The sequence below is a fragment of the Alkalihalobacillus sp. FSL W8-0930 genome, from assembly GCA_037965595.1.
Taxonomy (GTDB): domain Bacteria; phylum Bacillota; class Bacilli; order Bacillales; family Bacillaceae_D; genus Alkalicoccobacillus.
This window is the reverse complement of the sequence record CP150183.1, coordinates 2,635,766-2,658,132: the sequence shown is the minus strand read 5'-3', so window position 1 is coordinate 2,658,132 and position 22,367 is coordinate 2,635,766. Positions and strand designations below refer to the sequence as shown.

The 22,367-nt window shown below is 41.9% G+C and carries 21 protein-coding genes, 1 tRNA gene and 1 other annotated feature; of the genes, 20 read left to right on the top strand and 2 right to left on the bottom strand.

Translation table 11 applies throughout. The features are described 5' to 3' along the window. The 12 genes from NSQ54_14145 (at position 1) to NSQ54_14090 (ending at position 10,599) form a co-directional block, all read left to right on the top strand. On the top strand, positions 1–1,230 hold the full coding sequence (locus NSQ54_14145) for an efflux RND transporter periplasmic adaptor subunit (GenBank protein WYP25451.1): 1,230 nt from the start codon (positions 1–3) through the stop codon (positions 1,228–1,230). Next, positions 1,223–1,912 (top strand): ABC transporter ATP-binding protein, encoded by a 690-nt coding sequence (locus NSQ54_14140; protein ID WYP25450.1) that lies wholly within the window; start codon positions 1,223–1,225, stop codon positions 1,910–1,912. The genes NSQ54_14145 and NSQ54_14140 overlap by 8 nt, the downstream gene beginning before the upstream one ends. Beyond that, a complete protein-coding gene (locus NSQ54_14135; protein WYP25449.1) occupies positions 1,905–3,137 on the top strand; it encodes an ABC transporter permease in 1,233 nt (410 codons plus the stop codon). The genes NSQ54_14140 and NSQ54_14135 overlap by 8 nt, the downstream gene beginning before the upstream one ends. Before the next feature lie 389 nt (positions 3,138–3,526). Then, a complete protein-coding gene (locus NSQ54_14130; GenBank protein ID WYP25448.1) occupies positions 3,527–3,790 on the top strand; it encodes a phosphocarrier protein HPr in 264 nt (87 codons plus the stop codon). 3 nt (positions 3,791–3,793) lie between these two features. Further along, entirely contained in the window at positions 3,794–5,515 is a 1,722-nt protein-coding gene (ptsP, locus tag NSQ54_14125) for a phosphoenolpyruvate--protein phosphotransferase (GenBank protein WYP25447.1), read from the top strand. 160 nt (positions 5,516–5,675) lie between these two features. Then, positions 5,676–6,119 carry a MarR family transcriptional regulator gene (locus tag NSQ54_14120; protein ID WYP25446.1) on the top strand — a complete coding sequence of 148 codons (444 nt, stop codon included), beginning with the start codon at positions 5,676–5,678 and terminating at the stop codon, positions 6,117–6,119. Positions 6,120–6,163: 44 nt separating this feature from the next. Next, a complete protein-coding gene (gene racE / locus NSQ54_14115) occupies positions 6,164–6,964 on the top strand; it encodes a glutamate racemase (protein ID WYP25445.1) in 801 nt (266 codons plus the stop codon). 142 nt (positions 6,965–7,106) lie between these two features. Beyond that, positions 7,107–8,201 carry a GerMN domain-containing protein gene (locus tag NSQ54_14110; GenBank protein WYP25444.1) on the top strand — a complete coding sequence of 365 codons (1,095 nt, stop codon included), beginning with the start codon at positions 7,107–7,109 and terminating at the stop codon, positions 8,199–8,201. Positions 8,202–8,317: 116 nt separating this feature from the next. Next, positions 8,318–9,088 (top strand): ribonuclease PH, encoded by a 771-nt coding sequence (gene rph / locus NSQ54_14105; protein ID WYP25443.1) that lies wholly within the window; start codon positions 8,318–8,320, stop codon positions 9,086–9,088. Then, entirely contained in the window at positions 9,078–9,677 is a 600-nt protein-coding gene (locus NSQ54_14100; protein ID WYP25442.1) for an XTP/dITP diphosphatase, read from the top strand. The genes rph and NSQ54_14100 overlap by 11 nt, the downstream gene beginning before the upstream one ends. Before the next feature lie 14 nt (positions 9,678–9,691). Then, positions 9,692–10,201: a metallophosphoesterase gene (locus tag NSQ54_14095; GenBank protein ID WYP25441.1), complete on the top strand. Its 510-nt coding sequence runs from the start codon at positions 9,692–9,694 to the stop codon at positions 10,199–10,201. Positions 10,202–10,528: 327 nt separating this feature from the next. Beyond that, positions 10,529–10,599: transfer RNA gene (locus tag NSQ54_14090), tRNA-Gly, on the top strand. Positions 10,600–11,043: 444 nt separating this feature from the next. On the opposite strand, the gene NSQ54_14085 is transcribed toward NSQ54_14090, so the two are convergent. Beyond that, positions 11,044–11,472 (bottom strand): hypothetical protein, encoded by a 429-nt coding sequence (locus NSQ54_14085; protein ID WYP25440.1) that lies wholly within the window; start codon positions 11,470–11,472, stop codon positions 11,044–11,046. 87 nt (positions 11,473–11,559) lie between these two features. Next, the gene (locus NSQ54_14080; GenBank protein WYP25439.1) at positions 11,560–11,970 is read right to left on the bottom strand and encodes a hypothetical protein; all 411 of its coding nucleotides are present in this window, start codon (positions 11,968–11,970) and stop codon (positions 11,560–11,562) included. Positions 11,971–12,311: 341 nt separating this feature from the next. On the opposite strand from NSQ54_14080, the gene ilvD reads away from it, so the two are divergent. The 8 genes from ilvD to leuD all read left to right on the top strand — a co-directional run bounded on the left by ilvD (position 12,312) and on the right by leuD (position 22,310). Then, the gene (ilvD, locus tag NSQ54_14075; GenBank protein WYP25438.1) at positions 12,312–13,979 is read left to right on the top strand and encodes a dihydroxy-acid dehydratase; all 1,668 of its coding nucleotides are present in this window, start codon (positions 12,312–12,314) and stop codon (positions 13,977–13,979) included. 2 nt (positions 13,980–13,981) lie between these two features. Continuing rightward, positions 13,982–14,237 (top strand) — a binding site (T-box leader). Positions 14,238–14,316: 79 nt separating this feature from the next. Then, a complete protein-coding gene (ilvB, locus tag NSQ54_14070) occupies positions 14,317–16,053 on the top strand; it encodes an acetolactate synthase large subunit (protein WYP25437.1) in 1,737 nt (578 codons plus the stop codon). Next, the gene (ilvN, locus tag NSQ54_14065) at positions 16,050–16,571 is read left to right on the top strand and encodes an acetolactate synthase small subunit (GenBank protein ID WYP25436.1); all 522 of its coding nucleotides are present in this window, start codon (positions 16,050–16,052) and stop codon (positions 16,569–16,571) included. Before ilvB ends, ilvN begins: the two co-directional genes overlap by 4 nt. A 62-nt stretch (positions 16,572–16,633) precedes the next feature. Next, a complete protein-coding gene (ilvC, locus tag NSQ54_14060) occupies positions 16,634–17,656 on the top strand; it encodes a ketol-acid reductoisomerase (protein ID WYP25435.1) in 1,023 nt (340 codons plus the stop codon). Beyond that, positions 17,643–19,190, top strand: coding sequence for a 2-isopropylmalate synthase (locus NSQ54_14055; protein WYP25434.1), 1,548 nt, complete (start codon positions 17,643–17,645; stop codon positions 19,188–19,190). Before ilvC ends, NSQ54_14055 begins: the two co-directional genes overlap by 14 nt. A gap of 12 nt (positions 19,191–19,202) precedes the next feature. Further along, positions 19,203–20,291, top strand: coding sequence for a 3-isopropylmalate dehydrogenase (gene leuB, locus NSQ54_14050; protein WYP25433.1), 1,089 nt, complete (start codon positions 19,203–19,205; stop codon positions 20,289–20,291). 24 nt (positions 20,292–20,315) lie between these two features. Then, positions 20,316–21,731 carry a 3-isopropylmalate dehydratase large subunit gene (leuC, locus tag NSQ54_14045; protein ID WYP25432.1) on the top strand — a complete coding sequence of 472 codons (1,416 nt, stop codon included), beginning with the start codon at positions 20,316–20,318 and terminating at the stop codon, positions 21,729–21,731. Beyond that, positions 21,732–22,310: a 3-isopropylmalate dehydratase small subunit gene (gene leuD, locus NSQ54_14040; GenBank protein ID WYP25431.1), complete on the top strand. Its 579-nt coding sequence runs from the start codon at positions 21,732–21,734 to the stop codon at positions 22,308–22,310. It abuts the gene before it with no gap. Positions 22,311–22,367 lie beyond the last annotated feature (57 nt).

Here is a 22,367-nt window from a genome sequence, read left to right as displayed (position 1 = left end):
TTGGGCAAACGAGCTTTGATTGTATCAGGTATTGTCTTAGCAAGTGTACTGGTTGTTGGGGGCACGGGATTTGGTGTATGGCATTTTACAAATGCGAATGCAGCAAACGCAGAGTTTGGTGAAGGCGAGATATTCCCAATGAGGGTTGGGGACTTCGGAATGGGAATGGAATCGTATCCGATGCAGGCATTCACTGGAAAAATCGAAGCAGAAAAGCAAGAAAAGGTATTTATGAATCCCGAACTTGGAAAGATTAAAGAAACCTTTGTACAAGAAGGGGACGAGATTCAAGAAGGAGATCCACTTTTTGAATATGAACCTCTTGAAGTAGAAGATACAAGCCTAGAGATTGAGCAAACACAAATGGAGCTTGAAATGGCTTATCTTCAAATCAATCAATCTCAGAAAAAGATTGATAAGTTAACAAAATCAATCAAGAACGCTGAAAAAGAAGAAAAAGAAATGCTTCAGGAAGAGCTGGATCAGGCAAACTATGATCTAAAAGTAATCAACCTGGAAACAGGACAAACTCAAAAGCATTTAGATGCACTTAAGAAAACAAATGAAACAAATGACAAAGTCGTTGTTAGTAAAACCACAGGAATTGTTCAATCGATTAATGCAGATATTGCCGATGGAGCACAAAACGAAGCTGCAAACGCACCGTTTATTCAAATTATAACCAATGGAGATTACTTAATAAAAAGTCAAATTAATGAACTGCTAATCGGTACATTAGAAGAAGGATCTGAAGTATTAGTAACCGCTAAAAACGGACAAGAAGGCGAATGGATTGGAACGGTTACTGAAATTGGAAAACTACCTGTTTCTAGTGAAGAGGATAGCTATGATGGGTATTACGAAGAAAGTAATCCCCAAACATCTAAGTACCCGTTCACCGTTGTCTTACCTGAACATGATGGACTTGAAATTGGTTACCACGTAAATGTTGAACCAATGATGGGGGATTTTGAAGAAGAGGAAACGGATCAAGTTCTCTTATATCAAGATACCGTTTTTGAGGAAGATGGTCTTTCATACGTGTGGAAAGTCAGTGAAGAAATGACATGGATCAAGCAAGAGGTTGAGGTTGGCGAAACAAATGATGAAATGTACACCGTTGAAATTTTAAGTGGATTGACAAATGACGATTACATTACGTTCCCTGATCCAGCTCCAATTGAAGGAGACGAAGCGGTCTTATTTGATGAGGAAATGTTCAATGATTAAGCTATCAAAGATCTTTAAGTCTTATAAACTAGGAAAAGACTCTGTTCCTATTTTAAAAGATATTAACCTTACGATTGAAAAAGGCGAGTTTGTTGCAATTATGGGACCATCCGGTTCAGGCAAATCAACACTAATGAACATCCTTGGCTGTTTAGATAAGCCGACATCTGGTGCGTACAACTTAAATGATGTGAATATGCTTGCTGGAAAAGATAATTACTTGGCAGAAATTCGAAACCGTTCGATCGGATTTGTGTTTCAAACGTTCCATTTAATGCCACGTCTCACCGCACAGCAAAACGTCGAAATGCCATTAATTTATAGTGGTGTGAAGAAAAAAATTCGCCGTGAAAAAGCACTTGATGTATTGGCGAAGGTTGGATTATCTGAACGTGCAAGCTTCAAACCATCAAGTCTTTCTGGGGGTCAAAAACAGCGTGTTGCCATCGCGCGTGCGCTTGTTAATGAGCCTTCCTTTATTTTAGCGGATGAGCCGACGGGAGCTCTTGATACAAAAACGAGTGAACAAATTCTCGATCTCTTTACAGAATTAAATAATGAGGGTATTACGATTGTCATGATTACGCACGACAAGGAAGTAGCAGATAAAGCTGATCGGACGATTTTTATCCGAGATGGGAAGCTGTTTGTAGAAGAGAAAGGAGAGCCAGTTCATGCTTGAGAATATTAAGCTATCCTTTCAATCCATCTTTGCTCATAAGATGCGTTCAATTCTGACCATGCTTGGTGTCATTATAGGGATCGCAGCGATTATTGCGATTGTATCGATGATTCAAGGGCAAAGTGAAATGTTAAAAAGCAGTATCATTGGTATGGGGAATAACACGATTCAAGTGACGTATGAGGATGCATCTCTAATTGGAGAAGAAGATTATTACTGGGGTGGTGGAGAGACAAGTATAACGGCTCCACCCATTTCTGAAGATGTATTAGACCAAATTACTACAGATCCACTAGTTGATACGGTCGCATTATTCCATAAGACTTGGAGTATTGATACGTACCACCAAATGAATATGTCTTATCCAGAGCCTTATGCGGTTGATTCGACATACTTTGATTTGTTTCCAATTGATATTCTCGAGGGCAGAATGCTCACGGATGAAGAGTTGGACGGGGCGTCGCAGCTTGTTATGATTAATGATGGTACGAGGAATGAATTGTTTGAAGGGGAAGAAGCCGTAGGGCAAACCATTGATATAAAAGGGACTCCATTTCGAGTAGTAGGAGTGTTCACTGATCAAAAAACAGGAGGGGACATGTTTTTTGATGATTATGTACAGCCAAAGCTATACCTTTCAAAAGGGATATGGCCAGTTATTGGTGGGTACGATGCTCCAACTCAGATCTTAGTTAAAGCTGTTGGACCGGATGCGATTGAAGAGGCGGGGCAACTTACTGCCAGCATGTTAAATGCTGATTTACCTGACTTTGAAACAGCTCAGTACCGTATCCCTGATCTTCAAGCCATTACAGCTGACTTAGAAGCTGCCAATCAGGCATTTGCATTTTTACTTGGTGGAATTGCAAGTATTTCATTGCTTGTAGGTGGTATCGGAGTTATGAACATTATGCTTGTTTCTGTAACAGAACGTACAAGAGAAATCGGAATCAAAAAAGCATTAGGGGCAAAGCGTTATATGATCCTCCTGCAATTTTTAACCGAGGCGATTGTTCTAACAAGTGTCGGCGGGGCCATTGGTGTGTTACTTGGAATTGGCGGAGCGAAAATGATCTCAAATATTATGGATATGCCGTTCTATATTTCCATCTCAGCTATAGTTGGGGCACTTGTATTTTCTATGCTGGTAGGAATTATCTTTGGTTTATTACCATCAATCAAAGCGTCCAAGCTTCAGCCAGTAGATGCATTAAAATACGAATAGGTATGAAGCGACCCATTCCTTTAGAAACTTTTTAAGAGGAATGGGTTTTCACGTATGTTCTTAAAAAAAGGCTGTACACTAAGGACTAAAGATTGATAAATAAATTTTGTGTATGATATACTATTCATGATCTACTGCTACACGTGGCTTCTATTTATTAAAATAAATCCTTCTCCTGCAGAAGAGAAGCGAAATACATGTACTTAGGTTATGAATGGGGTATAACTTTTTTGATCAGGCAGAAAAAGTCTGTTCTATTGTACGGTAATATGCTATTCTTTTTTTTGAACTAAAATAGGTGCTTCTTCAGACATTCTGCATATAGTAGCTGAAAGTCTAAAAAGAACCTGCAATCTCAAATTATTATGTAGAAAAGAGGCTGATTCATTATGGCAGAAAAAACGTATAAGATTACAGCAGAAACAGGAATTCACGCACGTCCAGCAACTCAACTAGTTAACAAAGCTGGTCAATTCTCTTCTGATATCACACTTGAGTTTAAAGGTAAGTCTGTAAATCTTAAATCCATCATGGGCGTTATGTCTCTTGGTGTAGGCCAAGGTGCAGAAGTAACAATCAAAGCTGAAGGATCTGATGCAGACGAAGCACTAGCTGCAATCGAAGAAATCATCAAAAACGAGTTAGGGGAATAATACATGCCACAAGTAATTTCTGGCATCGCAGCTTCCCATGGCATTGCTATTGCAAAGGCCTATGTGCATGAAGAGCCTGATTTTTCAATCAGCTCTTCAGAAGCATCTAATCCGAGTGCTGAGATTGAGCGCTTTGAAAACGCTCTAAGCGTGTCAAAGGAAGAGCTGTCTGCCATTAAAGATAAAACTGAACAAAATCTCGGTGCAGATAAGGCTGAAATTTTTGCTGCCCATCTCTTGGTTCTAAGTGACCCTGAGCTTATTGATTCAGTTAAGGATAAGATTACGAATGAGAAACGTAACGCTGAATTTGCTCTTAATGAAGTAGCAGATCAATTTATTACTATTTTCGAAAATATGGATAACGAATACATGAAAGAACGTGCATCGGATATTCGCGACGTTTCAAGACGTGTAATTGGTCATCTTCTAGGAATTGAAGCTGGATCACTTGCTACAATTAGCGAAGAAACGATTGTTATTGCTGAAGATCTTACTCCTTCAGATACTGCTCAGTTAAACCCATTATTTATTAAAGGGTTTGCAACAGATATCGGTGGTCGGACCTCGCATTCTGCAATCATGTCTCGTTCACTGGAAATTCCTGCGGTTGTTGGTACAAAGGAAGCCACGAAATCCATTCAAACCGGCGACATCGTAATTGTGGACGGAATTGATGGCGAGGTTGTGATCAACCCATCTGAAGACGTGTTAGCTTCGTTTGAGCAAAAGAAAGCTGATTTCCTTAAGCAAAAAGAGGAATGGGCTAAGCTTGTAAATGATCAAACAACTACATCAGATGGTGAACACGTTGAGCTTGCTGCAAACATTGGTACGCCTAAGGATTTAGAAGGTGTTATTGCTAATGGAGCAGAAGGTATTGGTTTATACCGTACTGAGTTTCTTTATATGGGTCGAGACAATCTTCCTTCTGAGGAAGAACAATTCGAAGCGTATAAAGAAGTTGTGGAGCGTATGGAAGGGAAACCAGTTGTTATCCGTACATTAGATATTGGTGGCGATAAAGAACTTCCATACTTAAATCTTCCAAAGGAAATGAACCCGTTTCTAGGATTCCGTGCGATTAGACTTTGTCTTGAGCAACAGGACCTATTCCGCGTTCAACTTCGTGCGCTACTTCGTGCAAGTGCGTTTGGAAATCTTAAGATCATGTTCCCGATGATTGCTGTTCTTGAAGAATTACGCCAAGCAAAAGCTTTGCTTAATGAAGAAAAGGACAAGCTTGTTGCTGAAGGAATCGCTGTTTCTGATTCAATTGAGGTTGGTATCATGGTAGAAATTCCATCTACTGCAGTAGCTGCTCCTCAATTTGCGAAGGAAGTAGATTTCTTTAGTATCGGAACAAATGACTTAATTCAATACACATTCGCAGCTGATCGCATGAATGAACAGGTTTCATACTTGTATCAGCCTTACCACCCAGCGATTCTTCGTTTAGTTGAGATGGTGATTAAAGCCGCTCATAAAGAAGGTAAGTGGGTAGGTATGTGCGGAGAAATGGCTGGAGACGAAGTGGCAATTCCGCTTCTGCTTGGCTTAGGTTTAGATGAGTTTAGCATGAGTGCTACATCTATTCTTCCAGCTAGAAGTCAACTTCTAAAGCTATCTAAAAAAGAATTGGCCGAGTTTGCACAGAAAGCTCTTGAGCTTGATACTGCAGACGAAGTGGCAAAGCTTGTTCGTGAGAATTATATTTCTGAGTAACAGGTTGATAAAACGGACTCCTTTTTAGGTGTCCGTTTTATTTGTTTTAAGAACAAGGACGTTTAGAGACATTTGTTTACTAACACTTGAATTCCGATATGAAAAAAGAGACAATAAAATGAGAATAGATAGAAGTTGGAATGGATAGGAGGTGCGATGAATGACCCATGAACAAATTGAAGATATTGAACGTTCCCTACGCAGAGTAGCAGATATGGTTAAACAAAAAGGTCGAGTCATTCTTTCACAGTTTCCCATCACTCCCCCTCAATTTGTAGCGCTTCAATGGCTTAAGGAAAAAGGGGATATGACAATTGGCGAGCTTTCAACCAGTATGTATTTAGCTTTTAGTACAACAACAGATCTGATTGATCGGATGGAAAAAAGCGAACTGGTCGCCCGCGTAAAAGATGCAAATGATCGCAGAGTCGTTCGCATTCACCTTCTGGATAAAGGAAAAACAATTATCCATGAAGTGATTGTGAAGCGACAGGATTACCTTGAAGATATTTTAGCGGACTTCTCACAAGAACAAGTGGATACGCTTGAGAAAAGTCTAAACTTACTCCATGATCAGATGAAAGCAGTGAAAGGTAAGAAATAAACCCAAGTATGGTTCAGATATAGATAGAAATTGAGGGAGACATGGTGGATAGACCGATTGGTGTCATTGATTCAGGCCTTGGCGGATTGACGGTTGCAAAGGAACTTATGCGTCAGCTGCCTAAGGAAGAGATTGTTTATGTAGGAGATTCTAAGCGTTGTCCGTATGGTCCACGTCCAAAGGAAGAAGTGCGTACGTACACGTGGCAAATGATTCGTTACCTGCAAACAAAAAATATTAAAATGCTTGTCATTGCTTGCAACACGGCAGCAGCAGTAGTGTTAGAAGAAGTAAAGAAAACACTTGATATCCCTGTAGTAGGAGTCATTTATCCTGGTGCCTCAAGTGCCCTTAAAGCAACAAAAAAGGAACATGTTGCAGTGATTGGAACCAGTGGTACGATTAAAAGTGGTGCTTATTCAAAAGCACTAACCTCTATTAATAGTTCGGTTCAAGTAGAGAGCCTGGCCTGCCCACCTTTTGTTCCACTTGTTGAACAAGGGATTTTCGACGGAGACGAAGCAAGTCAAATTGTCGCTGACACATTGGCTCCTTTAACAGGCAAAGGCTTTGATACACTCATCTTAGGTTGTACGCATTATCCTCTTCTTGCACCACTTATTAAAAAGTGGTCTGGGCCATCCATTACGCTGATTTCATCAGGAGAAGAGACAGCGAGAGAAGTCAGTGGTCTTCTATTCCACGGGGAAACGGCTTATACAGGAGAGAGAGTGCCTAACCATACGTTTTATACAACAGGGGAAGAAGAACTGTTTAAGCGATTGGCAAGCCAATGGTTAGAAATTGACGTAGGTAAGGTTGAGACGATTGTAATTGATCACTAATTAAAGAATGAATAAAAACGAAGGTCCAAGGTGGATCTTCTTTTTTTTGTGCAACAAACAGTTTGTCTAAACTTTGCAGGTCTAATTTGAGGATAGGCTCGTATACATGAAAGTACAAACTATCTAGGGAGGGAAACAAATCATGCGAAAGTACTTAAAAACAGGTGCTCCACTTATCTTAGCAGCTACACTTGTGACAACCGGGTGTTCAATAGGGTCAAAAGATGTTTCAACGAAAATGGATGAACCTCAAGTGAATTATGTAGAGGATACAGAAGAAATTGAATTAGATGAGGCAGGAACGGTTGATGAGGTGAGTGATGAAGATGTGCAAGAAGATGATAATGAGCAAGCAGCCGAATCAGCAGAGACCGTTCAACGCGAATTGTACTTACTAGATGCGAATGGCTTAGTTGTTCCACAGACGTTAACGCTGCCAAAACAAGAAGGGGTGCTGAAGCAATCACTTGAATACTTAGTAGCGGATGGCCCAGTGTCTGAATTATTACCTAGTGGCTTCCAAGCTGTCCTGCCAGCGGGTACGAGTGTAACAGTGAATTTAAATGAAGAAGAAAAAATTGCTGTCGCTGACTTTTCAAAAGAGTTTGAGGGGTATGATGCAGCTAAAGAACAGCAAATCCTTCAGGCAATCACATGGACACTTACTCAATTTGACTCTGTTGAAAAGGTGCAAATTCGAATTAATGGATATGATCAAGAGGTCATGCCACTCAACAAAACACCGATCGGGGATGGTGTCAGTCGCTCCGACGGGATTAACCTTGAATCCAATCAGGTGGTAGATTTAGTGAATAGTGAAGAAGTAGTTCTTTATTTTATGGGACATCAAGGTGATTCACGTTACTATGTTCCTGTTACAAGAAGGGTTGAAGCTGGAGAAGATGCGCTCACAATGGCTGTGAATGAATTAATTGAAGGACCTTCTATTGGAACGTCACTTGTGTCAGGCATACAAACAAAAGCGAACTTGCTGGCTGACCCTGAGGTGAAAGATGGAACACTAACGCTTGATTTTAACGAACATATTTTAGAAAGCAGTGAAAATATGGCTGTATCTCAAGATGTTTTGAATATGTTAGTGCTGACATTAACTGAACAAGCAGGGGTGGATAAAGTCTCAATTGAAGTGAACGGAGAAGCATCTGTCTTAAATCAAGAAGGAGAACCAGCTGAACCCGTTTCAAGACCAAAGCAGGTAAATGATCACACTCTATAAAAATGTTTCGCTTTTACCTTTGCGTTTTTGGGGGGAGACTTTATAATAGATAGAGGTAGAGAAGGAGCGGGTAGCCCTTCTCTTTTCATTTTTTAAATAGAAAAGGATCGATTCATATGGAACGAATAGATGGTAGACAAGTAAATGACTTACGAGACGTAACACTGGACATGCATTTCACAAAACACCCAGAAGGCTCTGTTCTAATTTCGATGGGAGATACAAAGGTGATTTGTAATGCGAGCCTTGAAGACCGAGTCCCTCCGTTTCTTAGAGGAAAAGGTAAGGGCTGGATTACAGCTGAATATGCGATGCTTCCAAGAGCAACGCAAGATCGAACCATTCGTGAATCCTCTAAAGGAAAAGTAACCGGTAGAACGATGGAAATTCAACGCTTGATTGGACGGGCACTTCGCACCGTTGTAGACTTAAATAAAATGGGTGAAAAAACCATTTGGATTGACTGTGACGTCATTCAAGCAGATGGAGGCACACGTACGGCTGCCATTACAGGTGCATTTGTTGCGATGTGTTTAGCCTTTGAAAAAGCGATGGGTGAAGAACGAATGACAGAGTGGCCTGTGACTGACTTTTTGGCTGCTATCTCAGTAGGAATTGACGATACAAAACAAGTGCTCTTAGACCTTTGTTATGCGGAGGATTCAACGGCTGATGTGGACATGAACGTAGTAATGACTGGAAGTGGATCATTAGTCGAAGTTCAAGGTACGGGTGAGGAAGCCGTATTTTCTAGAAGTGAATTGAATGCGATGTTGGACGTAGCTGAAAAAGGAATTCAGGAGCTCGTTGCCTTGCAAAAAGAACATCTTGGCCAGACGAGTGACCGTATCCAGGATACAAAAGGAGTAGGGGCAGATGGCAACTGAACTAATCATTGCGACAACCAATAAAGGAAAAATCAACGAGTTTAAGCAACTGCTTGAGGGGGAAGGAACGATTGTAAAGTCGTTGCTTGATTACCCAACCATTTCAGATATCCCTGAAACGGGCGTGACCTTTCATGAAAATGCAGCTATCAAAGCAGAAACACTTTCTAAGCTACTTAATCGCACGGTCATTGCCGATGATTCAGGGTTAGAAGTAGATGCTCTAAACGGTGAGCCGGGTGTGTACTCTGCAAGGTACGCAGGAGAGCAAAAGGATGATCAGGCGAATATCGATAAGGTGCTTCTAGAATTACAAGATGTCCCGGAAGGTCAACGAACGGCACGATTTGTCTGTGTGATGGCTGTTGCTCAGCCAGACGAAGAAACGATTTTCTTTAAAGGTCAATTTGAGGGTGCCATTGCAACAAGTCGTTCAGGAGAGAATGGCTTTGGTTATGACCCAATCTTTTATGTTCCCCCACTCGGAAAGACGGCGGCGGAGCTAACATCCGATGAAAAAAATGAACGCAGCCATAGAGGCAAAGCCATACAGGAGCTACTTAAATATAAAAATTTATTTAACTTGTAAGGGAGTGGTCACACATGAAAGCTTTGATCATAAGTGATAGTCACGGTTGGACTGATGAGCTTAAACAACTACTTGATCGGAAACGACAAGACGTAGATAAGATCTTTCATTGCGGAGATTCAGAGCTTGAACCAGAGAAAGGACCACTTGCTGGAGTGATAGGTGTAAAAGGGAATTGCGATATGGGGCAGCCTTTCCCCGAAGAGTGGATCGAAGAAACGAATTATGGACGGATGTACTTTACACACGGACACTTATTCCAAGTAAAAAGTCATTTAAATGCGTTTATGCTTCGAGCCGAGGAAGTAGGCGCTAAAGTGGCCTCATTCGGCCACACACATGTTGCCACATGCTTTGAGGAGAAAGGAATTGTCTTCATCAACCCTGGCAGCATCCGCTTACCATCAGGAAGTAGAGACCAAACCTATTGCATCTGTGAACTAACAGAACAAGAAATTAAGGTCACCTACTACACGTATGACGATCAAGAAATGCCAGAGCTCGGTGGAACGTTTAAGAGGTAGTTGTAGAATGAAGGGTGAACGAAAAAAGTATGAATTTCGGAAATGTAAGAGTCATTTACTCTAATTAGCGGAGGGAGAACCCGAGACTCCTGCGGAAAAACACGTGTCTGAAGACTCAGCAGTGGTGATCTTCCACGGATGAGGCTGAAGCCGTGTCCGCGGAAAGCGAGGGTTTCTCCTGAAGCGGATTCATACCTGACAAATCCCTTATTCACAACTTCACATTTAAATATAAAATAAAACAAATAACCTGTTGACATCTATCTTCAAATACGGTATATTTATATTCGTCGCTGATATTACTTTTTAAAAAGCGATCTAAACCATGCGGGTGTAGTTTAGTGGTAAAACCTCAGCCTTCCAAGCTGATGATGTGAGTTCGATTCTCATCACCCGCTTTTCTTTTTTTTGTCCCAGTAGCTCAGCTGGATAGAGCAACGGCCTTCAAGAATATTAGGAGCCTTTACAGGGAAACAAGAACCTGTAAAGTGGACGACACTGTATCGGTGAAGCCTGACCAGCATTTGCTGTTGGTAATACCGAGGAAACTTGTAATCAGATTGATTATACTCAAGCAGAAAGGCTCGTATGAGAGGTATGCTGAGTAGTGTACATATGTGCAATGAGGATCCGTAGAGACTATACGTGTCGCACCTGAAATGGTGAAGATATAGTCCAGACCACAAACAGATCTCTGGTGGCGAAAGTCATAGTGGTAAGCTAAGCCGTCGGTCGGGAGTTCGAATCTCTCCTGGGACGTCAACGAAGATGTATACATAGTTTGTCAAAACGATCTCACGCAATTTGATGCGTGAGATCGTTTTTTCGTTGCGGTAGAAAGATTAAGAAGTAGGCATTAAACCCTCTATCTCAGAAACTTCCTCATTAATCAATTGTTTTAGTTTCCATGCAAAGTCATCAAGCTGATTTAACTCTGTCAGAATATAAAAATGTGAATAAAGAAACGCAGGAACGTCTTGTTTATTATCAAGAATGATCTCAAGACCAATATGTCCTCTGTTCGTATGGTTAAAAAATCGTACAGATAGATAATGAGTCGCATCATCCGTATTCTCACCTGATGTCCAAATCCATTCTGCCCCTGCGCCCGGGTTAAAGTGAATGATCCCTTGTCTTAACTCTTCTAGATCAGCATTTGTTGTGTAGACATCTAAAGACACTTTACTACTTGTAGTCAAAAACTCTAAATGACATTCTATAAGAGTCTCGTCTTCCCAAATCTTTTTTATTCGTATGCTTGGATTACTCAATAATGGCGCACCTCAAATTCTTTATTCTCTGCGCCCTTTAGTCTAACACACGAACAATAAAATCAACCAAAAAAACGCCATCTGCGATTACGTTTGCAGATAGGCGTTTTTTGGTTGACTTGAGCTAGCCGTGATCGTTTGAAGCCACGAGGGATTCTCACTTGTCACGTTCTCCGGCGTGTAGAAGTAAACGGTCCATCCTTTTTTTCGAAGGACTCTGCGAATACGCTCTTGCTTCGCTTCTGAACTCGCTTTAACAAACGCTAGCTTGTAAGGGATTAAAGCGACGTTCGTTCGTACCCCGTAGATCATCTGGTTAGCGGTTGGATAAAAATTGCGTTGATGAAGCAGCTCACACAATTTCTTATCCATTGAATCAGGACACTGTTTCCACTGGTCGTTCACAAGCACGAGATGTGTAAGCGATTGTTTCTTAAACAGAAAAGAGAATAGTTTAAACTCGGACATTTTCTGAAACATGTTTTTTGTTCGTTTCATTTTCATCACCTAAGACTACTATCCCCGTTTTTATAAAAAGTATGACAATAATTTTAGAAATCTTGAAACTTTTTGTTGGCAAGGATGTAACCGCATACAATAATTGAATCTATCTAAATTATCTAATTATTTTCGTAAAAACGGTTGACCCTCGCTAGTAAGAGGCGTATGATAAGTCTCAATAACAAAACACTTTTAACAAACAACGTAAGAAATGCTGACAAAGTTTTTTGAGTCTTCTCTCTAATGAAAGTTGACGGAAGATTCACACGTGTTTATGCCCATGACAATGTTATATGTGGCCAAATAAACAGATTACACTGATGTGGGAGCGGGTAGCAATGAGAAGTAATATGATCAAAAAAGGAATCGATCGTGCACCTCACAGAAGCTTACTTCGAGCAGCGGGTGTTAGAGAAGAGGATATGGACAAACCGTTTATCGGAGTCTGTAATTCATATATTGATATTATTCCCGGGCACATGCATTTAAATAAATTTGCAGAGGTTGCCAAGGAAGCGATTATCGAAGCAGGTGGAATTCCATTTGAATTCAACACGATTGGTGTAGATGATGGAATTGCCATGGGACATATCGGAATGAGATATTCCCTACCAAGTCGCGAGATTATCTGCGATGCGGCTGAAACGGTCATTAACGCTCACTGGTTTGATGGAGTGTTCTACATTCCAAACTGTGACAAGATTACACCGGGAATGTTAATGGCGTCCGTTCGAACGAACGTACCGTCAGTCTTTGTATCAGGTGGACCGATGGAAGCGGGTCGAACAAAAGAGGGCGAGAGTCTTTCCCTTGTTTCAGTATTTGAAGGAGTAGGAGCTTTTTCTTCCGGGAAAATGACACGAGAAGAGCTGCTTGAAATTGAACAGCAAGCTTGTCCGACATGTGGCTCCTGTTCGGGAATGTTTACAGCAAACTCCATGAACTCATTAATGGAAATGCTGGGACTTGCACTTCCGGGTAACGGAACCATTGTAGCAACGTCCAATAAGCGTCACCAATTAATCAAAGATGCTGCTAAACACCTAATGAACTTAATTGAAAAAGATATTCGTCCACGTGATATCGTTACTCAAGAAACAATTGATGATGCATTTGCCCTTGATATGGCAATGGGTGGATCAACGAATACGGTTCTTCATACATTAGCAATCGCTCATGAAGCGGAAGTAGAATATGATCTTAACCGAATTAATGAAGTGGCAGAGCGAATTCCTTACTTGAGTAAGATTAGCCCGGCGTCTGACTATTCGATGGATGATGTTCATCAAGCTGGTGGCGTAAGCGCCATTATCAAACAACTCTGTGAAATCGAAGGGGCCGTTCACCCGGATCGAATTACGATCACTGGGAAAAGCCTCTATGAAAATGTGAAAGACGCAGAAGTAACAAATAATGATGTGATACGAAACAAAGAGACAGCATATAGTCCAGTGGGAGGGTTATCCATTTTATTTGGAAACCTTGCACCAGATGGAGCTGTTATCAAAGTGGGTGCCGTTGATCCTTCAATCCAAGTATTTGAAGGCGAAGCGATTGTCTTTGAATCTCAAGAAGAAGCACAAGAGAAGATTAACAAAGGTGAAGTAAAAGAAGGACATGTGGTTGTCATTCGAAGTGAAGGACCTAAGGGTGGACCGGGAATGCCGGAAATGCTCGCACCAACCTCAGCTATTCAAGGTCGAGGACTTGGGACAAAGGTTGCTTTAATTACAGATGGCCGATTCTCAGGCGCATCACGAGGAATCTCGATTGGACATATTTCTCCAGAAGCTGCCGAGGGTGGACCGATTGCCTTTGTTGAAAATGGAGATACGATCAAGATTGATCTTCCGAATAGAGGCATTCATTTATTGGTAGATGAAGAAGAGCTAGCTCGCCGCAAGGTTGGCTGGACAGAGCCAGAACCAAAAGTGAAAAAAGGCTATCTAGCCCGTTACTCGAAACTAGTAACCTCTGCTAATACAGGCGGAGTCATGAAAATATAATTGCTAAATTGTTGATGAGGAAAGTACGAATATCCTTTCTGCTAAAGAGAGCCGCGTTGCTGAGAAGCGGTGCAGAAGATATTCCGAAACTCACCTCAGAGAGTCTTACTGAACAATCAGCTAAGGGCTGATTTACTAGGGGGACCGGGTGTACCAGCACTCGTTATTAAAACGGACAGAACGCTTTGTCCATGAGACCAAATTAATTTTTGGTGAATTAGGGTGGTACCGTGAAAAGCTAATCTTTTCGCCCCTTCAGCTACAAACGTGGCTTGTTGGGCGCGGAAAGATTTTTTTTATATTCCCATACGCTTTGGACTAAAAAGGAGGAGCAAAGATGTCAACGAAAACAAAAAAACAGGAGCTTGTTGTGAACATTGAGAACCAAGAGGCACCAAAAGTACTATCGGGTTCAGGAATGCTGATTGAAGCATTAGCAAAAGAGAACGTTGAAGTCATCTTTGGTTATCCAGGAGGAGCCATTCTTCCAACCTATGATGAAATCTATAAAACGGGCATTCGTCATATTTTAGCAAGGCATGAACAAGGGGCCATCCATGCGGCAGAAGGATATGCGAGAGTTTCTGGAAAGCCGGGAGTATGTGTTGTTACCTCCGGGCCAGGAGCGACAAATGTCGTAACCGGAATTGCGGATGCGATGATTGACTCTCTTCCACTTGTTGTCATTACGGGCCAAGTAGCAAAAACAGTGATTGGAACAGACGCTTTCCAAGAAGCGGATATGCTAGGGATTACGATGCCAATTACAAAGCATAATTTTCAAGTAAGATCTGTTGAAGAGTTTCCGAGAATCATTAAAGAAGCTTTCCATATTGCGACTACGGGAAGACCGGGTCCAGTCCTAATTGATTTACCGAAAGATGTGTCGCAAGATTCTGGGTTATTTGACTACAGTGGAGATGTGAATTTACCGGGTTACCAACCAACTGTTATTCCAAATCGCCAACAAATTCGTAAGCTTGCAGAAGCCGTTACCCAAGCGAAGAAGCCGGTTATCTTAGCAGGAGCAGGGATCCTTCATGCTAAAGCAAGCGAGTATTTATATGAATACGTGGAACAACAGCAAATTCCAGTTGTGAACACACTACTTGGTTTAGGGAACTTCCCAGGGAACCATGAATTGCATTTAGGGATGGCTGGAATGCACGGTACGTATGCCGCCAATATGGCGCTTCATGAAGCAGACTTATTAATCAACATTGGCGCTCGTTTTGATGACCGTCTTACTGGTAAATTAGATTTTTTTGCTCCGAATGCTACGATTGCGCACATTGATGTAGATCCAGCAGAAATCGGCAAAAATATTGAAACGCAGATTCCAGTTGTAGGAGATGCAAAAGAAGCACTTAAGATGTTAATCGCTGAGCAAGGCGAACAAGCAGATCACGCAGATTGGAAGGCCAGTCTGCAGCTAAAGAAAACAGACTTTCCACTTTGGTATAAGCAAGAGGATGAAACGATCAAACCACAGCATTTGATTGAAAAGATCTATCAAAAAACAAAAGGGGAAGCAATCGTGACCACGGACGTTGGTCAGCATCAAATGTGGTCAGCACAGTTCTATAAATTTGATAAGCCCAATCGCTGGGTGACATCAGGTGGACTTGGAACAATGGGCTTTGGTTTTCCGGCAGCGATTGGTGCTCAGATTGCTGAACCCCAATCAACCGTTGTATCCATCATCGGTGATGCTGGATTCCAGATGACGCTGCAGGAAATGTCCATTTTACAAGAGCTTAACTTGCCAGTGAAAATTGTCATCGTGAATAATGCATCGCTTGGAATGGTTCGCCAGTGGCAACAGCTTTTCCATGGAGAGCGTTATTCAAATTCGCTTTTCCCGATCCAGCCTGATTTCGTAAAACTGGCGGAGGCATACTCCATTAAAGCGATGAAAGTGGAAGAGTTAAAGGATATGGAGTCAGCGATTGAAGAAATGCTTGCACACGATGGTCCGGTCTTGATGGACTGTAGAGTGGCTCAGGAAGAAAATGTTTATCCAATGATTTGTCCAGGTAAAGGGCATCACGAAATGGAGGGGATTAGACCATGAAGCGAACCATTTCTACACTTGTAAACAATAGCTCAGGTGTGTTAAACCGAATCACTGGATTGTTTGCAAGAAGACACTACAACATTGAGAGTATTACCGTTGGTGTAACGGAAAACCCTTCCGTATCAAGAATGACTTTTGTTGTTGTGGTGGACACGATGAATAACATCGAACAGGTATTAAAACAGCTCCATAAGCAGGTTGATGTCTTAAAGGTAAAGGACATCACCGATGAGTCAATTATCGCCAGGGAGCTTGCTCTCATTAAAATTGTTGCCTTTCCCGAACAACGTGGTGAAATTGCTGCTCTTGTAAACACGTTCCGTGCTCAAACGATTGATATTGGGCGTGAGAGCATGACGCTCCAAGTGGTCGGTGACCATGAAAAGGTTGAGGCGCTTATTGATCTCCTTCGTCCGTATGGTATTAAGGAGCTCGCCAGAACAGGGGAGACAGCACTAAGTCGTAGTTCTAAAAAAGTCTTAGCTGATCCAAACAGACTTAGCTTAATTAACTAACAGGAACAAGTGACATTCCAAATATATCAAACTATCTATTTAAAAAAGAGGAGAGATTTCTAATGGCAAAAGTATATTACAACGGTGATGTAAATGAAGGACTACTACAAGGAAAAACAGTTGCAATCATTGGATATGGTTCACAAGGTCATGCACACGCATTAAACCTTCGCGAAAGCGGTGTTCAAGTAGTTGTTGGATTACGCCAAGGGAAATCATGGGATAAAGCAGCAGAAGATGGATTTGATGTTCAAACGGTAAGAGATGCGTCAGCACAAGCTGATCTAATCATGATCCTTCTTCCAGATGAGTACCAACCAACGATCTACAAAAACGAAATCGAGCCAGAGCTAACAGAAGGAAAAGCACTTGTATTTGCTCATGGTTTTAACATTCACTTTAACCAAATCGTTCCACCATCTAACGTAGATGTATTCTTAGTAGCTCCAAAAGGTCCAGGACATCTAGTTCGTCGTACATTTGAAGAAGGCGCAGGCGTTCCAGGACTAATCGCTGTATTCCAAGATGCAACAGGTCAAGCAAAAGAGACAGCTCTTGCTTATGCAAAACAAATCGGTGCTGCTCGAGCAGGTGTGCTTGAAACTACATTTAAAGAAGAAACGGAAACGGATCTATTCGGTGAGCAAGCCGTATTATGCGGTGGTACAGCTGCCCTTGTAAAAGCTGGGTTCGAAACGTTAACTGAAGCTGGGTACCAGCCGGAAGTTGCCTACTTTGAATGTTTACATGAATTAAAACTAATCGTTGATCTAATGTATGAAGGTGGACTTGAAACGATGCGCTATTCAATCTCTGATACAGCTCAATGGGGAGACTTCCAAGCTGGACCTCGTATCGTAACAGACGAAACGAAAAAAGCAATGAAAGGTATTCTGTCTGACATCCAAACAGGTAAGTTTGCAAAAGGATGGATCCTTGAGAACCAAGCAAATCGTCCTGAGTATACAGCAATTAATGAAGCTGAGAAAAATCATCCAATTGAAGTAGTAGGTCGTGAGCTTCGTGAAATGATGCCGTTTGTGAAAGGCAAATCAAAAGGAGTGGTGGGCAGTGCGAAAAATTAATGTCTTTGACACCACGTTGCGCGATGGAGAGCAGTCAGCTGGAGTCAGTTTGAATCTAGAAGAAAAGCTTGAAATTGCAAGACAGCTTGAACGCCTTGGAGTGGACATTATGGAGGCTGGTTTTCCAGCCTCTTCAAAAGGAGACTTTCAATCCGTTCAACAAATTGCCCGTACCATCAAAAATAGCTCAATCACTGGCCTGGCTCGTGCCGTACAATCAGATATTGATACTGCATGGGAAGCCTTAAAAGATAGTGCAGAGCCAAGACTTCACGTCTTTATTGCATCTTCTCCGATTCACATGCAATACAAGCTGAATATGACACCTGATCAGGTAGTAGAGAGAGCGGTTCAAAGTGTGAGACTTGCAGCATCCAAGTTCCCTCATGTCCAGTTTTCAGCAGAAGATGCTAGTCGTGCGGAGCTTCCTTTCCTAGCTCGTTTAGTCGAAGAAGCGATTCAAGCTGGAGCTACAGTTATTAACTTACCTGACACAGTTGGGTTCACAACGCCACATGAGATTGGAAATATGTTTGCTTATATGAAGGAACATGTACCGAGCATCGATAAGGTGGTCTTGTCTACGCACAATCATAACGATCTTGGTATGGCTGTCGCGAATTCACTAGCTGCCATTCAAAATGGCGCAGGTCAAGTAGAATGTACCGTAAATGGAATTGGTGAACGAGCAGGAAATGCCGCACTTGAAGAAATTGCTGTTGCTCTAAATATCCGCAAAGACTACTACAAAGCAGACACTGGCTTAACGTTAAAAGAAATTAAACGCACAAGCTCTCTTGTTAGTAAGTTAGCAAATATGCCGGTTCCAGGAAATAAAGCGGTTGTTGGCGCTAATGCATTTGCTCATGAATCTGGTATCCACCAGGATGGCATGCTGAAAAACAAAGAAACCTATGAAATTATTACTCCAGAGCTAGTCGGTGTTCATGAGAGCTCAATGGTTCTTGGAAAACACTCAGGTAGACATGCATTTAAAGAAAAGCTGACGGAGCTAGGCTTTGCAGGTGATAGTGCGCAATTCCAGCAAATCTTTGATGCGTTTAAAGATCTTTGTGATAAAAAGAAAGAAGTGACGGAAGACGATTTGTTTGCCTTAATGACTGAAACGATGACAGATGCCATTCAAGAGTCATATGAGCTTCAAACGGTTCAGGTCAACTATGGAACAAACAACATTCCAACAGCAGCCATTACAATGAAGCTACCATCAGGTGAAATGGCTCAAGAGGCTGCAACAGGATCAGGTAGCGTAGAAGCCATTTATAACACACTAGAACGGGTTATCGAAGGACCTGTTAGTTTAGAAGACTATCGTATCCAGTCAGTAAATGGTGGCGGCGACGCACTAGCGGAAGTTTATGTACAAGTGAAGTACGCAGGGTTTGAGTCTTCAGGTAGAGGTACAGCACATGATGTACTAGAAGCCTCGGCTAAAGCCTATATCAATGCTGTAAACCGGACGTTGATCCGTAAAGCCTATGAACAGGAACAAACGAATAAGGTAAATATATAGGAGATTTAAACAATGAAAAAACAGATAACGCTTTTACCAGGAGACGGGATTGGACCTGAGGTTGTAACGGAAGCTGTACGTGTGTTAGATAAAATTGGGGACCTGTTTGGACATGAATTTTCTTATCAGTCGGCAGCGATTGGTGGAACGGCTATTGATCAATTTGAAAGTCCACTGCCACAAGAGACGCTGGATCGTTGCAGAGAAAGTGATGCCATTTTACTTGGAGCTGTTGGAGGTCCGAAGTGGGATAGCAATCCGGCTCACCTGCGTCCAGAAAAAGGGTTATTACGCATTCGCAAAGAGCTGGAGCTGTTTTCGAATTTACGTCCTGTGTCGATCTATAATAGCCTGGTTTCGGAGTCTACTATTAAAGAAGATGTTGTAAAAGGCATTGATTTACTCATTGTTAGAGAATTAACAGGCGGTCTATATTTCGGCGAACCGAGCGAGCGCTTGGACGTTGACGGAGAAGAAGCTGCTGTTGACACATTATCTTACAAGCGAAGTGAAATTGAACGAATTATCCGGATGGCCTTTGAATTAGCAGAGCTAAGAGGCAAAAAGGTCATGTCAGTAGACAAAGCAAATGTACTCGAATCAAGTCGCTTGTGGAGACAAATCGCAAACGAAATAGCAGAAGAATTTCCACATGTGACGCTTGAGCATATGCTTGTTGATAATGCAGCCATGCAGCTAATTCGTAATCCTCGTCAATTTGATGTGCTAGTAACCGAGAATTTATTTGGCGATATTCTTAGTGATGAGGCTTCAATGATCTCTGGGTCACTTGGCTTACTTCCTTCAGCTAGCTTAAGTGCAGAGGGTCCAGGAATTTATGAACCGATTCATGGTTCAGCTCCAGACATTGCTGGTAAAGGTTTAGCTAACCCACTTGCTACCATTGCATCTGTAGCGATGATGTTAAAATACGCGTTTAAAATGGAAAAAGAAGCAGAAGCAGTGATGTCTGCAATCAATGCAGCGCTTGATTCAGGCGTGCGGACAGCTGACCTAGTATACGGAAATCAAGAAGCAGTGACAACAACAGAGATGACAGACGCTGTTCTTGCTTATATAGGTACCGAACAAACGAACTAATGTCAGAAAGAGGAGGAATCGCAAATGGCACCTAAAACAATCATTGAAAAAATCTGGAATGCCCATGAAGTAACCGCAGAAGAGGGGAAACCAAGTCTACTCTATATTGACTTGCATCTTGTACATGAAGTAACGTCTCCTCAAGCCTTTGAAGGTTTACGTTTAGCTGGTAGAAAGGTAAGGCGACCTGATCTCACATTTGCCACAATGGATCATAATGTGCCAACAGTTAATCGTTACGATATTACGGATATGATTGCAAGAAAACAAATGGATACCCTTGCTGAAAACTGCAATGAATTTGGCATTGAGATTGCTGACTTAAAAAGCCCGGAAAATGGGATTGTCCATGTGATTGGACCTGAACTTGGGTTAACACAGCCTGGAAAAACCATCGTTTGTGGTGATAGTCACACATCTACACATGGTGCGTTTGGTGCGATTGCATTCGGAATCGGTACAAGTGAAGTAGAACATGTTCTGGCTACTCAATCTTTATGGCAATCAAAGCCTAAGACCCTTGAAGTGCGTATAACAGGTCAACTGGGTACAGGAATTTCTGCGAAAGACGTTATTCTTGCAATTATTTCAAAATTTGGCGTGGATGTCGGCACGGGTTCCATTATTGAATTTACTGGGGATGCCATTCGAGGATTAACGATGGAAGAACGGATGACGATCTGTAATATGTCAATTGAAGCTGGTGCAAAAGCGGGCCTAATTAGTCCCGATCAAGTAACCTTTGACTACCTTGAGGGCCGTCAATTTGTTCCAAAGGGCGAGGAATTTGAAGTGATTAAGCATCAGTGGAGCGAACTGGCAACAGATGAAGGAGCCGTATATGATCGTACGGTAATTATTGATTCGTCTGAAATAGAACCAATGGTTACATGGGGGACAGATCCTTCCCAAGGAGTGCGTATATCTGAAGTTGTACCATCTCCTAAAGATGCGCAATCCGAGTCAGAAAAAAGAGGGATTGAGCAGGCGCTTGAGTACATGGATTTAACTCCAGGTACACCGATTTCTTCTATTGAAGTACAGCATGTGTTTATTGGCTCCTGTACAAACTCCCGCATCAGCGATTTGCGAGCTGCTGCTGATATTATTCAAGGTAGAAAAGTAGCAGATCATGTTCGTGCACTCGTTGTTCCGGGTTCTCAAAGAGTGAAGAAGCAAGCAGAGAAAGAAGGGCTTGATGAAGTATTTAAAGAGGCAGGATTTGAGTGGCGTGAGTCCGGCTGTAGTATGTGCTTAAGTATGAATCCTGATGTTGTTCCTGAGGGCGAACGATGTGCCTCTACGTCGAATCGTAACTTTGAGGGTAGACAAGGGAAGGGATCTAGAACACATTTAGTAAGTCCTGAAATGGCTGCGGCTACGGCCATTGCCGGTCATTTTGTCGATGTTAGAACATTTAAAACGGAAGGGGTGAAGTAAATGGAGCCATTAACGATTCATACAGGTCAAACGGCTGCCCTAAATCGTGTAAATGTGGATACAGATCAAATTATTCCAAAGCAGTTCCTAAAGCGAGTAGAACGAACGGGCTTTGGACAGTTTCTCTTTTTTGACTGGCGTTTTCTCTCGGATGGCTCAGATAACCCTGAGTTTGCTTTGAATAAACCGGAAGCAGCAGGTGCGTCCGTTCTTATTGCGGGTAATAACTTCGGTTGTGGCTCTTCAAGAGAGCACGCTCCTTGGGCATTAAATGACTATGGCTTTAAGGTGATTATTGCACCCAGTTTTGCTGATATTTTCTATAATAACTGTGTGAAAAATGGTATGCTTCCTATTCGCTTAAGTGAACAAGAAGTAAACGAACTTCTTGAGAAGGCAGAAAGTGGCTTGTATTCCTTAACAGTTGACTTAGAAGAGCAAACGGTAAAAGGTGAAGGATTTGAAGCTAGTTTTATCATCGATCCGTATTGGAAGAAAATGTTGTTGAATGGCTGGGATGAAATTGGATTAACCCTTCTTCATGAAGAGAAGATCAAAGCGTTTGAAGAAGCGCGCTAAAGGGTACATTAAATAAAAGTCGGAGGTATCTTTGTCAAAAGGTATCTCCGTTTTTCT

Bases quoted from the DNA above. Each gene is read 5' to 3' on its own strand.
- NSQ54_14140 (WYP25450.1), top strand. From the start codon at position 1,223: ATGATTAAGCTATCAAAGATCTTTAAGTCTTATAAACTAGGAAAAGAC.
- NSQ54_14135 (WYP25449.1), top strand. From the start codon at position 1,905: ATGCTTGAGAATATTAAGCTATCCTTTCAATCCATCTTTGCTCATAAG.
- NSQ54_14130 (WYP25448.1), top strand. From the start codon at position 3,527: ATGGCAGAAAAAACGTATAAGATTACAGCAGAAACAGGAATTCACGCA.
- ptsP (WYP25447.1), top strand. From the start codon at position 3,794: ATGCCACAAGTAATTTCTGGCATCGCAGCTTCCCATGGCATTGCTATT.
- NSQ54_14120 (WYP25446.1), top strand. From the start codon at position 5,676: ATGACCCATGAACAAATTGAAGATATTGAACGTTCCCTACGCAGAGTA.
- NSQ54_14110 (WYP25444.1), top strand. From the start codon at position 7,107: ATGCGAAAGTACTTAAAAACAGGTGCTCCACTTATCTTAGCAGCTACA.
- rph (WYP25443.1), top strand. From the start codon at position 8,318: ATGGAACGAATAGATGGTAGACAAGTAAATGACTTACGAGACGTAACA.
- NSQ54_14100 (WYP25442.1), top strand. From the start codon at position 9,078: ATGGCAACTGAACTAATCATTGCGACAACCAATAAAGGAAAAATCAAC.
- NSQ54_14095 (WYP25441.1), top strand. From the start codon at position 9,692: ATGAAAGCTTTGATCATAAGTGATAGTCACGGTTGGACTGATGAGCTT.
- NSQ54_14080 (WYP25439.1), bottom strand. From the start codon at position 11,970: ATGAAACGAACAAAAAACATGTTTCAGAAAATGTCCGAGTTTAAACTA.
- ilvD (WYP25438.1), top strand. From the start codon at position 12,312: ATGAGAAGTAATATGATCAAAAAAGGAATCGATCGTGCACCTCACAGA.
- ilvB (WYP25437.1), top strand. From the start codon at position 14,317: ATGTCAACGAAAACAAAAAAACAGGAGCTTGTTGTGAACATTGAGAAC.
- ilvN (WYP25436.1), top strand. From the start codon at position 16,050: ATGAAGCGAACCATTTCTACACTTGTAAACAATAGCTCAGGTGTGTTA.
- ilvC (WYP25435.1), top strand. From the start codon at position 16,634: ATGGCAAAAGTATATTACAACGGTGATGTAAATGAAGGACTACTACAA.
- leuB (WYP25433.1), top strand. From the start codon at position 19,203: ATGAAAAAACAGATAACGCTTTTACCAGGAGACGGGATTGGACCTGAG.
- leuC (WYP25432.1), top strand. From the start codon at position 20,316: ATGGCACCTAAAACAATCATTGAAAAAATCTGGAATGCCCATGAAGTA.
- leuD (WYP25431.1), top strand. From the start codon at position 21,732: ATGGAGCCATTAACGATTCATACAGGTCAAACGGCTGCCCTAAATCGT.